The sequence below is a fragment of the Chryseobacterium sp. FR054 genome (genome assembly GCF_056844565.1).
In genome coordinates this window covers 234,084-247,841 of the sequence record NZ_JBXDSA010000006.1, presented here as the reverse complement: position 1 = coordinate 247,841, position 13,758 = coordinate 234,084, and the positions used below count along the sequence as shown (strand labels likewise).

Genomic DNA, 13,758 nt, shown 5'->3' with positions numbered 1-13,758 from the left:
GGTCATGAAAAAAATACTAATTATAAACTCTTTACTGTTGGCTGTTTTTGCCGGGGCTCAGGTGGGAATAAATACTTCTAACCCTGTTAATACATTGGATGTAAACGGGGATCTGAGTGTAAGAGGTGAGTTGAGAACAGGGGGAACTAATCTTCTTAAAGGATCTGCCGGAACAGCAGGATATATTCTGCATAATAACTCAGAAATGAATGTTAATGACTGGAAGAACATCAAAATTGCTGACGGGCAGGGAAGTATGTCTGTATTTTCTCTGAATACGGTGGCAGACCAGACTGGTGTTACTTTTACCGGAAACGGATCAGCTGTTCCTTATTCAGAAAATACAACCCTGAATAGTAATTGGGTAGTGCTTCCCGGGACTAACGATACATTTTCCACTACAAATGGTACAAACAAAGTGGTATTTACCTTTCAGACGACTGCTCAGAAGACTGGAAACGGAAGTTCTTCAGCCGGTTTTGCCTGTGGTGTTTTTGTAGATAATAAACTTAGGGCAGTCCGAACTGAAGTTTTATTAGGAGATGATGGTGCCTATAAGGTTTTTAATCTTAATGCAACACTTACCAATCTTCCTCCCCAAAATAATTATAGCGTTAAGGTAGCCTGTACAAAGAGAACTTTGAATAACGGAACTTTGGGAATAGGTACTGCTGTAAATGCAACCTTCCTTAATAATGAAATGGCACAGTCTGTATTAACAACTTCCGTACTGCAGCCTTATTAAAATATCATTATTATATCCTATAAGAACCTAAAAACATCATGTTTTTAGGTTTTTTTTGTGAAAAGAAAAGAATTGCTTTTAATTTGTTGTGAAAATGAATGATTTCGTCAGAAAAATGGATTATATTTGTGAACTCACTAAAATATTTTTTCAATGGGAAAAAACTATCTTTTAAAAATTTTTGCCGGTGTACTGATTGGTTTCATGGTATCATGTAACAACAGTGGCTCTGATGATTTTGAACCGAGCTCCGGTAACGGCGGAAACAATGGAAACGGAACACCTCCTCCTGCAAGGGTCCTGGAAAAGATCACTTTTAACAATGCCGTTCAGGAAGAATATGTTGTTAGCGCAGGTAAACTGGTAACCGGAATGTTCAAAGACGGTAATACCACCACATCTTATACGGGTACCGTAACCTATGGCGGAGATAAAATATCCAAAATAAAGTTTGTAGGAAACCAGCCAGGAAGCATTTCCTATGATTTCTCAATCAGTGAAGACAGTAAAGGAAATATGTATAATGCCACCTGTACGGCTGTTGCTTCTACGGCTGCCAATTCTTATATCAGCGACTATACTTTTACTTATGATGCAACAGGAAAACTTACCAAAATCCTTGAAAAGAAAAAGTATGGCGGTATGTATGCCTACACCAATTTTGTACTGATTGATTTTACGTATATTGGAAATAATATTTTTAAAGGCGACTGTACGAGAGGAATACTGACTGCAACAGGAGATCCGGATATGACCACTGCCAAAAAAACAATGTACAGCTTCCAGAATTATGATTCAAAGATCAGTCCGTTTTCCACGCTGCCAAAAAGCTTTTTTATGGCATGGAGTTTAGTGCGTCCTGAAACCTTTTACAGAATATCTCCGAATAATCCTACCTCAGTGTATGTAGCACCGCCGGCACCGGCCCTGCCTACCAGTACTCCATTGGATTATATTTATGATACCCAGAATTATCCTGTGTCCAATCAGGATCAGAAACTTAAATATACATACAGGATTTTATAACCCTTTTTGATTATTGGTTTTACCTGAATATAAATAAAAAGATAGCTTTTATACAAAAAAAAGTTATATTTGTCAAAAAATAAACAATTACCTGGAAATGAAACGACTTTTCTACTTTATTGTATTGATAGCAGGATTTTCTTCAATCTATTCCTGCAAAGATATGCTGGATGATAACGGGGATCCTTTAATAGATTTAAATAATACGGAAGGCCTTATCGGCCCGAGAGCTCTGTACAGGGAAATTACAGATAAAGATACTTTAGCAGAATACCATTACAGCGGTCTTCTTTTGACCAAAGTACTTATGGATAGTTCTTCAGTGGCAGATATCGCTTACAGCGGGGATAAAATAAGCCAGGTTGTTTTTAACGGATTTCTGGATCTTGACGGAAACGGAAAACTGGATAAGGACAGCGTTTCCTATACCCAGTTATTCACTTACGGACCTAACGGCAGATTGGTAACCGTTTCTGAGAACCGTTCTGTTTTCAGAAGACCGGCACCTGTACCACCGGCTACGGCTCCGGGACCTCAGACGCTTTTGGCCAGAACAAAGTCTCTTTATGAATTAACATACGATGCCTCTACATCTAAACTGAGTTTAATTAAAATGAAAAACGGTCCTGATGCTTCAGGAGTTCCGTTTGCCTATAAAGATTATTCTGAAACAGAATATACTTATTTAGGAGATAATGTAGCTAAAGTAGTAAGAATTTACGGACCTATGGCAGGCGGTGTGCCCGGAGCAGTTACCAGAAAGTATGCTTACGAGTATTTTGCTTATGATAATGAAATAAGCCCTTTTACCCTGCTTCCTTCAGCGTATAAGATTTCAAGACTTCTGTCGACGGAGATCAATGATAAAGAAAGTCATCTCTTATCTCCGAATAACCCTAAGAGAGTAACGGTAACAGACCTTATGCCGCCTCTTCCTACTTCTGTGATCAGAACAACGAATTACAATTATGATGCTCAGACTTATATGACAAAAGGCTTTGGTGTCAACTATATTTATAAGCCTTTCTAGAAAATAATTTCTTAAAATATAAAGCCCGGTCTTTCCAAGATTGGGCTTTTTGTTTTTTATCCCTTAATTTTGTAAAAAATTTCTAATGAAATATTTAATCGTCGGCCTCGGAAATAAAGGCCCGGAATACGAAAATACACGCCATAACATAGGCTTTAAGGTTGCCGAAAAAATCGGGGAAACTCTTGAAGCTCCATTCAATACAACCAATTTCGGATGGATGGCTGAAGGAAAATATAAAGGCAGAAAGGTTTTTATCCTTAAACCCGATACTTATATGAATCTTTCCGGTAATGCTGTAAGGTACTGGATGCAGAAGGAAAATATTCCTTTGGAGAACGTGCTCATTATCACGGATGATCTGGCATTGCCGTTCGGTACGTTGAGGATGAAGATGAAAGGTTCGGACGCTGGTCATAACGGTCTTAAAAATATTAATGAGGTACTGAACACCCAGAATTATGCAAGGCTCCGTTTCGGAATATCCGCAGATTTTTCTGAAGGCCGTCAGGTAGACTATGTACTGGGTACCTGGAACGGAGAAGAAGCGGAAAAATTGCCCGAAAGAATTGATAAGTTTTCCAAAGCCAGCCTGTCCTTTGTTTTTGCAGGGATTAATAATACCATGTCGGCATTTAACGGAAAGTAGCACCCGGATTAAATATTTCGTAAATTATTTATCCTGCATCAGTATAAAATAAAGACCATCGGAAACTCCGATGGTCTTCTGTTGTACTTTTAAAAATTAATTTCCAATCAATTTATATCTGACCGCTACTTGCTTTTACATCGCCCTTCTGTGTGTGATCAGGATATGGGAATCTTCATCTCTTTCATAATCTGTATATGAAGTTTTGAAGCCTAAAAGTTCCACATCAATGTCTTCTTCTTTTGCCCGGATATTTGCGAAATCCTGAATCATTTCCAGTACATCTGTGGCAATATATGAAGTTCCCCTTGCATCGATGGTCACTGCAGAATTGGATTTGATATTTTTTAAAGTTTTTTTAATGGCAGCCTTATTCAGGAAAGATACCTCTTCAGCCAGTTTAATGGTGATACCGTCTGCATTATTCAGCTTTTCCCTGCTCAGATAATAAGCACGTTTCATATTTCCCTGAAGGATATAGAAAACCGAAATAGCCAGACCGATCCCCACTCCTTTTAAAAGGTCCGTGGCAACTACTGCTGCAACCGTAGCCGCAAACGGGATAAACTGGAATTTTCCAAGATGCCAGAAGTGCTTGAAGGTTGCCGGTTTTGCCAGCTTATATCCTACAAGGATCAGGACCGCAGCAAGAGTAGCAAGCGGAATAAGGTTAAGAATAAATGGAATGGTAAGTACACAGACCAATAAAAGTACACCATGAATCATGGCAGACAGTTTGGAGGTTGCTCCTGCATTCGCGTTGGCAGAACTTCTTACGACAACTGAAGTCATAGGAAGTCCTCCGATGAATGAGCTTACAAGATTTCCGATTCCCTGAGCTTTAAGCTCAAGATTGGTATCGGTGATTCTTCTCTGCTTATCCAGTCTGTCAGACGCTTCAATACAAAGAAGGGTTTCAATAGAAGCTACAATGGCAATAGTTGCTCCTACAATCCATACCTTAAGATTGGTAAATCCTGTGAAATCCGGCATAGTTACGAGATTTTTAAAATCATCCAGTGACTGCGGAACAGGCAGTGAAACCAAATGCTGGCTGCTGATCGCCAGAGAGCTTCCGGACAGCTTAAATGCTTCGTTCAGAAGAATCCCGGTAACAACAGCTACCAAAGCTCCGGGTAGCATTTTCATCCTCTTTAAAGCAGGAATTTTATCCCATACAATAAGAATAGCTACGGAAACCAGGGTTACAATAATGGCTCCCGGATGAATCGCTCCGAAAAGTTCTGAGAAATAACCAAAGTTGACTCCGTTTTCGAAAAGAGACTGATTGCCTTCATAATCTTTATCAAATCCCATCGCATGAGGAATCTGTTTTAAAATAATAATGATTCCGATAGCGGCAAGCATTCCTTCAATAACGTTATTCGGAAAATAGTTGGAAATACTTCCTGCTCTTACGAATCCAAGAACCAACTGGATAAGCCCGGCAATAATTCCGGCACATAAGAACAGTTCAAAAGCCCCCAGATCTGTAATGGCTGTTAAAACAATAGCGGTAAGTCCGGCAGCCGGACCGGATACCGAGATATTTGAATTACTGATGAATCCTACGACAAGGCCTCCCACGATACCGGCAATAATACCCGACAACGGTGGTGCCCCCGATGCTAAAGCGATTCCTAAACATAAAGGTAACGCAACTAAGAATACAACGAGCCCTGAAGGGAAGTTCTCCTTGATTCCTCCTAATAATGATGTTTTTTTCATGATTTTTTTGAAAAATATAACCGATCTGTCAATCCCTTGATAATCAGTTATAAAAGATTGGAAATTTAATTTTTAAAGCACACGTATTCCATATCAAGCTCAGACATGAATACTATTAAATAAATCTAACTATACTTAAAAATTAAGCTTCCGGAGGCGGAGAAAATATAGTGAGTAAAGGCGACAGATGGAAAGAATCATCTATCAGCACAAAAGACACGCCCTGAGGATCAGGTTCGGAGAACTTCAGATAATCGAATACATCCAAAGTTTTCGGAAGGGTCTTTTCGTAAACAATAAAAGATGACGGGTGAGAGTGAGGCTCCTCTTCGTTGATTACTACATTGGTTCTTACCAACTCCCAGCCGGCAACCGCAGCAATGCCCGGCAGCGCTGTAAAGTTTAGGAAGAACATCAAAATAATAATACTCCAGAATTTCATTTTACTCTCTTTTTGTCAGAAAAAAATTATTGAGTTTTTCTGCTCATTACCCAGTCAGAACTTGTAAGGTTGTAGATCTTCTGAATGTCTTTTAAGATTTTCTCAAAATCAATTTCCAGATCAATGATCTTACCGGTTCTAAGGTCAAACACCCAGCCATGTACGATAGGATACTCTTCTAAAATGTATCTTTCCTGCACGCAGGCCATTTTGATCACGTTGATACACTGTTCCTGAACGTTAAGTTCTACCAGTCTGTCATAACGTTTTCCTTCGTCTTCGATAGCGTCTAATTCAGTTTGGTGCAATCTGTAAACGTCACGGATGTTTCTCAGCCACGGATTTAATAATCCTAAGTCCTGAGGGGTCATCGCTGCTTTTACACCACCACAGTTGTAATGTCCGCATACCACGATGTGCTTTACTTTAAGATGTTCTACCGCGTATTGAATAACCGCTGTGGAACTCATGTCTAAAGTATTGACAACATTGGCAATGTTTCTGTGGACAAAAACTTCTCCCGGTTTTGCACCCATGATCTCTTCTGCTGTTGCTCTACTGTCTGAACATCCGATATACAGATAATCAGGCGTCTGAGTTTTAGCCAGTTCATGGAAAAAATCCGGGTTTTCTGCAATTTTAGACTCTACCCACTTCTTGTTGTTTTCGAAAATAACTTCGTACGATTGTGACATAATTTAAATGTTTAAGGTTTATAATTATTTATTTCGTTTAAATTATTTTCAAATTCAATAGACTAAATCAATAATCATGCAAAAATATAATTTTTGCCGTAAAGGCAGACACTTTTAACAAAATTTAATATTAAAATATGCTTAAAATCATATTTAAAAAGATCATTACAAGCCATTTTCAGATAAGTTTTTCTGAAAAAGCAATAATCCAAACTCAAAAAACAATGATAAAATTACGAACTATTAATCATAAAATTGAATTTAAAGATCAAAATATTTTTAAATCTGCATAAAAAAACTGCCTCAGTCTGAGGCAGTTCGTTTAAAGCAATGGCAGTTTGTTACTGTTTAATGATTTTTACAAAGGTTTCCGCATTGTTGATCCGTACCAGATAGGCTCCGGATATCAGTGAAGAAACATCGGTCTGTCTGTTCTCAAACTTTCCTTCCTTAATAAGCTGTCCGGAAAGATTGTAAATCTGGAAATAATAATCTTTATCATCAGCATTGATGTACAGGGTATTTTTCACTGGATTCGGGAACAGGATCAGTTTATTATCCTTCTGAATCTTTTCTATTTCTTTTTCAGCAAAGATATTCACTGCTTTCTGTACTGCGTTTTTAGGAACAGGAATCGCAAACGGTTCATATCTTGGAATCTCCTTTCCATCTGCATCATACTGGATTTTCGCACATCGGCACGACATGGCAGACTGGGGACGGAAAGAGAAGCTTGGGGTAAAGAAATACATTTTTACATCGTGACTTACCTGGCTGATCTCCGTATTGAACAGGATTCCGATAGAGTTATCTCCTCTGAGAGCCGCGGTCCATACTCCGGAAAGCTTGAAATTCTCATCAGCTCCGAATGTACCGGCCTGGGAAGCTGTCAGGGCATTTCCTCCGCCAAATCCTCTGATTCCGTTATTCGGGAAATTACCGATATTGTATTCAGGCTTATTAAAGATAAAGCCGTATCTCACATTTACCCTTCCCTGGCCGGCAGGAGGAACAGATTTTACATAGCCGCCCAGATAATTCAGTTTGGATGCACTGAAAGCTTCATTGCTCACAAAAGTATTCATATCGGAAGGATCCAGACCATAAACATTTTTATTGTTCTGGATAAAATTAGCGTGGTAATACCACGGTGAGTTTCCTTTGGCATAGGCCAGGAATCCCGGAGAAATATTCACTCCTCCGTCAGCGATTCCCTGTACATCTGGAATTCTCCATCCTTCAGGACACGGGTCATAAGGTGATTTCTCTGTGGCATGTCCCCATCTTTCAGAAGCCAGGCCGTTTTCTCCGGAAATCCAGTCTTTACTTGCAGCTGCACTCTGATACATGAAAACAGAAGGGTTATTCACCGAATACTTCAGAACCTTTTTAAGCTTCAGGTCCGGAGTATCATTGGCTGCCACACCGCTGGAATACGTGGAATAATCTTTAGTCTGGTTGGCCATATAGCTGGTTTCATCAATCGCTCCTGAATAAACGATATTTCCGGCACTGGTTCCGGTCTGCCTGAAAATAGTATACTTTCTGAACAGATTCCGGGTATTTCCTCCCGCAGAGTGCTCATAAAAACCTCCGGGATAGTAGAATACCGGTAGCGGATCTTTTCTTCCCCACTGGTAATGAAGTCCGCCGCTGTCTTTGATCGTCTGCACGATAGCATTTCCGTAATAGGCAGGATTGGATGCATTATAATAGAATGTACCGTATAGGCCCTGTTCTACCATATGCTGGTTCAGGAATGGGCCTAAGGCACCCAGGTCTCTGTCCATCAGGGTTGTTTTTAACGGAACTCCGTAATAGCTTTTTGCGGAATTGACAAACTGACCGGCAGTGTCTTCGGTAATTCCCGTATTGGCAACGGTTTCTGTCTTATACTCCGGCTGTTCCTGTATAACGGATTTAGGTGCCCAGATATGCCAGCTCCAGAGAAGAGGGTCTGTATTGTTTCCGGCGGTCCACTGCCCGGAGTTTCCTAAATGGAATCCTACTACGGCATTTCCTGTTCTGTTTTCATTAAGGGTAACGCGCAGTTTTGCCGTTTCAATTGAGCCGTCAATAATTTCTACTTTGGAAATCAGGCTCTGGTCTGTGGTCCATACCACAGAAGTTGATTTTATACTTCCGGCAGGCATCTCATTGTTTTCAGATAAATACAGCTTGTGCATAGCGTAAGCTTTCTTTAAAGGAATATCAATGATTCTGTCCTTGCCGGCTGCAGGAACCTCCAGTGAATTATTGGTATATTCGATATAGCTGTTGGGTTCTTTGGTCCATTCTTTCAGAGTCTCAAGGGTATACTGTGCAGGAGATGAAAGAACATAATCTGTTTCAAATACTGACGGCATATAAGCATTGTTGGGGTCTTTTATGCAGCGTACTGCTCTTGTTTCATAAGTATTGCCTTCCAAAACCCTGTTGTAGGCGATATTATGCCATCCCGCACTTGAATGGCCGGGAATATTCCCGGCATCTGAAATCAGGAATAATCCTCTTGCTCCGGTAACCGGAGTTCCCCCTATGCTGATGGAAGAGAAGAAGGTTGATGCGTGGAGTGCCCCGTCACTGTGCTGATCCTGGAAACCAATGATCGGCTGTTTGTATAATTTATTACCGTCTCTCAGCGCATCGATCTGAGCACTTGTCCGGTTGATTAAGGTCATTGGCTGCGGATAATATTCATAATTTCCGGTGATAGGAAGCATTCCCAGATTGCGGTCTGCAACATTGCTCAGGTCAAATCCATAGCCCGGGTATACCTTTATTCCCGGATACTGAACATTTGGAGTATTAGGAACAATATCTACATTATTCGCTCCTCCGGCTTTTCCCCACGGGCTGGTTTTTGCTCCGGCATCTACTGATGAATAGAAAGAAGGAACCCTCCACCCGCACGGGCACGGATCATATGGAGATTTCATAGCATACCGCTTACTTTCTTTAGCAACATTTACATCAGAAGTACTTATATTTGTCCACTTACCCCCTCTGGTATCTCCCCAAAGATCCCATGTTTCATTTTTATAATGATCGGCATCGTATACTTTGTATTTGCTTTTTGAGAACCAGGTGGTCTGCTCCTTTCTTTCCCAGTCTGATGCGGCCGGCCCCTGTACAAGGTAGTTCTCCCCGTTATTCACAGGAGTTTCCCCTATTTTATAAACATAAACCGGAGGAATGATGAGGTTGATCGGGTTATTGATGGAATATCTGATATTTCCGTTCGGGGAATCAAAGCCGGTATTGTCTGCAGCTGCATATAAATTTCCTCTGTATTTGGACGGGACAGAACCTTTTAAAGTTCCGACTTCTCCTCTGATGGTATAAATAGAAAGGTCTTTATAATTGGAAGGGAAAGGATCTTTTCTTCCCCACTGGTATTGCAGCCCTCCGGATCTCTGGAAGCCGTGACCTGTAAGATTGGCATGAGTGGCACCCAGGTTTCTGTCCATCCATTTCCAGTCGGTGACCAGATTACCGTTTTTATCTTCTTCAAATCCCAGGTGATACGTACTTCCGTCCGTAGGATCATCAGTTACCCATACATGCCATGTCCAGTACACTTTGTCATTCACGCGGTAAGAAACAACGGCGTTTCCTTCTTTCAGTTTATTAACCAGTACTTTTATTTTGGCATTTTCCCCGGTTCCTTCCAGGGCTACGGAGCGGATCAGGCCAATTTCATCTTCCCAGTAAAGGCCGGCAGAAGGAATTCCGTTATCCGGAATTTTAGTGTAATTGTTCTGTTCATCCTTCATCAGATCGCCGCCTTTCGCCCACATTTCATAGGCTTTTTTTACAGGAATGTAAAGACCGTCAGCAGGATTGCCATTCTTATCTTTTCCGGTGAAAATATAGCTGTTGGGAGCTTTCGTCCAGTCAGCAGGCGTATTGTCAGGAGTAGCTCCTGAATTTACAGTATAGCATGCATTCACGCAATCCCCTGAGTTATAAGGTACATTAAAAATTCCTACATAGTTGATGAATTTTGATACCTCTGATTCGATATCCTGAAGCGATCTTACAGGCTGGTAAAAGTTTGTTACATCATTACGAAGAGCTCCCATACCATATAAAGTCATTTCCGGAGTATTGGATATGATCAGATTTTCAGAACCGGGACCTCTGCGGGCATTTCCCTGGTCATTGGTATAGCCGAAATAAGGTCCGCCGTAATTGCTGTGGGCGGTAAGGTTGGTTATGTTAATGTGTGTGCCATCACTCTTATACACTCTGAATCCTGTAATATAGCTGGATACAATAACAATAGGCTCCTGATCGGTCATGAAATCGGATAGCTTTTCATGGATGGTATTGTACAGGTTGAAATACCTGCTCTCCAGCTGGTTGGGATTCTTGAAATTGTGATAGCCCGGTCCGTTGGCATCTCCCGGCCATTGGCTGAATTTCATCATTAATCCGTTGATGGAAAATTTTCCGGCAAACATATACACCGGATCATTGTAGCTGTATAAATAAGGGATAGGATGCCCTGCCATTTCATCATAAATGAATTCGGGAGTAGATCCCAATACACTGTTTGCAGCACCTGTATTGATCATGGTGATGGATTTTCCGTCCGGAGCAAGCTGGGCAGGTGTAGCCGGAGAAAATACAACATCATCCTTTTTGTTGTTCATAATCACATTCCCGAGTTTATTCCAGGAATGGGCAGAAGTAACCCTGTCTTTGATTCCTGTGACTTTTCCTGTGGCATCAAAAGTCAGTGTTCCGCTTTTTTTAGGGGTCAGGAGGATCGTGTATTCATTTTCGTCCAGTTCACAGGATGCCGTTGCATAATCGCCTTCTTTATAGTGATTTACAGATCTTTCCCATGCCACACTGCTGAAATTGCTGATATTGACATCAGAATTCAGCTCAATTTTTAAATTGTAGGCAGGGTTGGCGGAAGCCGGAAGTTCAAAAAAGGCCTTAAGGTTTTCATTGTACTGGTTGTATGAGTACAGCGTCTTGCACCAGATAGTGATCCAGTCTCCCTGTGAATTCCTGTACTTGATCTCCATACGGATATTTCCGGTGGTAAAAGGTTTGGTGAGCTTGCCTTCAATAACGACAAGACCTTTCTGGCTTACGTTCTGCTGAACAGTGAAGCCGGGATCCAGATCGTAGACGTAGGGTGGGGCCAGGCTTTCCGGCCGGAGAAGTTTTTCTTTTTCATAAATGTGTTCCGAAACAGGAACTACCCGGGAAAAAGCATGGCTGGGTACTATACAGAATAGTACGGCAAACGCCTGCAGCGTAGATTTTTTTTTCATAATGTTTCCGAGAAATTGTTAAACGTTGTGTTTTAAAAGTTATAGGCAGCCGGACGGAAAAATCAAGCGATCGTTTTCCATGTTATCATGGAAAATGATGTTCCTGTAAACCACAGGTCTACGGAGATCTTAATTTAAACCGTCTGTTCTGTTATTTTCGGGAATAAATGTGGAGTAAATGATAGCAGCGGGAGACCCGCTTTGGGAAGGTTGGTGTAATTTTTTTCATGGTTGTCTTTAGTTTTATGTGTTTTTTAGCGTAAAAAACCTGAACATTAAAAGCTTTAAGTTTTTTGTAAAAGTAAATAAAAAAAATATATCCCACAACGTTTGAGTTATATTTTTGCTGCTCATTATTAATGAGTTGTAAATAATCTTTTATAATTAAAGACTATGAAAAAAATATATTGAAAAGGGTAAAATTTTATATTTTATGATTGATGTAGCCGTCCGTTGCTTTTTCATTAGGATAAATTTTCCCCGGATTTCCCATAACAACAGAGTGGGAGGGAACATCAAAATTTACATAAGAATTCGGGGCGATCAGAACGTTGTCTCCAATGGTTATACCTCCTACAATTACGGCATTGGTGCCTATCCATACTTCATTGCCGATTACAGGAACGCCTGCGTTTTTACCCCGGTTCTGCTGCCCGATGGTTACCCCCTGTGCGATATTACAGTTGATCCCGATTTTTGCTTTCGGATTGATCACCAGGCTTCCCCAGTGGCCAAGATAAAAACCTTCTCCGATCTGCGTTTCAGGATAGATCTGGAATCCGTATTTGATCTGATAATGCCTTAAAACAAACTTCCAGAAAATTCCTGAAACGGGATGGTTAAGGTGCTGCTGGGCTTTTCTGAAAATATAGATGAAATGGAGATTGGGATTAATGCACTTTTTCCATATCTGAAAACCGGACAGCCACTGGCCGTTTTCCCGGTAAAAATCCTTTTGAATAATAGAATACTCAGCCATAACAGTTGTTTTTATACGTGATCGATGATTTCCTGGATATGCTGTACCGATTTTTCCAGAACGAAAGGAAGCTCTGTATGGGCTATTTCTTTTTTATACTGTTCGGCAAGATCTCTGTTGATGAGGAATTTTTTCATGCCATCATAAATCCCGTCCCCGGAATTCGGCGTGATGATTCCCAGTTTTCCGTCCTGAAGAAGATCTCTGATTCCGGAAATATCTGTTGCCGAAACAGGCTTTTTCAGAATAAGAGCCTCAGCAATAATGGTTGGATAGCCTTCATGCCTGGAAGACATTACATAGAAATCGGATTTTTCCATATAAGGGTACGGGTTGCTTTTATAGCCCAGCATTCTGGCTGTTTTCTGTACATTCAGGGTTTCCAGCTGAGCCTGTATGTTTTCGAGATCGTAGCCGTCACCGATGATCAGCAGGTTATGCTTCAGGCCCTCATCCAGTAATCTTTTGTGAACCTGCAGAAGTCTGTCATAGCCTTTTTGGGGATACACGGTTCCTACGGAAACAAAAACAGGATCACTGCTTTCTGTAAAAGGCATGTCATCAACAGCAATATGGGCTTTTTCCAAAGTATCATTCCTGTCGATAGGATTGTAAATTTTTACAATCGATTTTTTTTCATTCTCATTTTGGGCATGCTTCAGCATCCCCTCTTCCAGCTTGTTTGAGATCACAAGTATTTTATCGAATTTAAAGAACTCCCTGATCACATCCGGAGTAAATTCCTTTAAACTAAAAATATCGTTTTGAATCCAGATGATTTTTTTTGAATCCTTTAAAGGGCTGGACAGGATATCTTTATACATTCCGTGGATAGCGCCAATTTCTACATCGTATTTCTTGTTTTTCAGGATGAACTTATAGAGAAGCGCCGGGAACCACAGGAACATTTTCTGGTAAAGAACGCGGAAGGCTTTCACCGGAATTTCATGAGGTCTGTTGGTGGTGATCATTTCCCCTTTGATGAGATAATAAAGATTGACCCAGGCGGGAACATCCTTAATGTACTGTCCGGAGTATAAATTGATCAGAAGGTCAATTTCATATTTGTCTGACGGGATGTTTTTCAGAAAATTAATCAATGCTTTTTCTGCACCGCCATGGCGTAGGGAACCGATTCTGATCAATATTTTTTTCTTCAAGGCAATAGGT

General features: G+C 40.7%; 10 protein-coding genes. 4 read left to right on the top strand and 6 right to left on the bottom strand.

Annotated features, from left to right (window positions below; translation table 11 throughout):
* Positions 1-4 precede the first annotated feature (4 nt).
* From AC106S_RS21915 to pth, 4 genes are all read left to right on the top strand, one after another.
* Positions 5-745, top strand: coding sequence for a hypothetical protein (locus AC106S_RS21915; RefSeq protein WP_482441951.1), 741 nt, complete (start codon positions 5-7; stop codon positions 743-745).
* A gap of 153 nt (positions 746-898) precedes the next feature.
* Positions 899-1,771 (top strand): hypothetical protein, encoded by an 873-nt coding sequence (locus tag AC106S_RS21910; protein ID WP_482441950.1) that lies wholly within the window; start codon positions 899-901, stop codon positions 1,769-1,771.
* Positions 1,772-1,868: 97 nt separating this feature from the next.
* Positions 1,869-2,801 (top strand): hypothetical protein, encoded by a 933-nt coding sequence (locus tag AC106S_RS21905; protein WP_482441948.1) that lies wholly within the window; start codon positions 1,869-1,871, stop codon positions 2,799-2,801.
* An 85-nt stretch (positions 2,802-2,886) separates the two neighbouring features.
* Positions 2,887-3,450 carry an aminoacyl-tRNA hydrolase gene (gene pth, locus AC106S_RS21900; protein WP_482441946.1) on the top strand — a complete coding sequence of 188 codons (564 nt, stop codon included), beginning with the start codon at positions 2,887-2,889 and terminating at the stop codon, positions 3,448-3,450.
* Between the two features lie 135 nt (positions 3,451-3,585).
* Here pth and AC106S_RS21895 read toward each other — a convergent pair whose 3' ends face one another.
* The 6 genes from AC106S_RS21895 to AC106S_RS21870 form a co-directional block, all read right to left on the bottom strand.
* Positions 3,586-5,178: a SulP family inorganic anion transporter gene (locus AC106S_RS21895; protein ID WP_482441945.1), complete on the bottom strand. Its 1,593-nt coding sequence runs from the start codon at positions 5,176-5,178 to the stop codon at positions 3,586-3,588.
* A gap of 142 nt (positions 5,179-5,320) precedes the next feature.
* Entirely contained in the window at positions 5,321-5,620 is a 300-nt protein-coding gene (locus AC106S_RS21890; protein ID WP_482441944.1) for a hypothetical protein, read from the bottom strand.
* A 26-nt stretch (positions 5,621-5,646) separates the two neighbouring features.
* Positions 5,647-6,315, bottom strand: coding sequence for a carbonic anhydrase (locus AC106S_RS21885; RefSeq protein ID WP_482441942.1), 669 nt, complete (start codon positions 6,313-6,315; stop codon positions 5,647-5,649).
* A gap of 341 nt (positions 6,316-6,656) precedes the next feature.
* Positions 6,657-11,609 (bottom strand): T9SS type A sorting domain-containing protein, encoded by a 4,953-nt coding sequence (locus AC106S_RS21880; RefSeq protein ID WP_482441940.1) that lies wholly within the window; start codon positions 11,607-11,609, stop codon positions 6,657-6,659.
* Positions 11,610-12,033: 424 nt separating this feature from the next.
* Entirely contained in the window at positions 12,034-12,588 is a 555-nt protein-coding gene (locus tag AC106S_RS21875; RefSeq protein ID WP_482441939.1) for a serine O-acetyltransferase, read from the bottom strand.
* 11 nt (positions 12,589-12,599) lie between these two features.
* Positions 12,600-13,748, bottom strand: coding sequence for a glycosyltransferase (locus AC106S_RS21870; RefSeq protein ID WP_482441937.1), 1,149 nt, complete (start codon positions 13,746-13,748; stop codon positions 12,600-12,602).
* Positions 13,749-13,758: the final 10 nt, after the last annotated feature.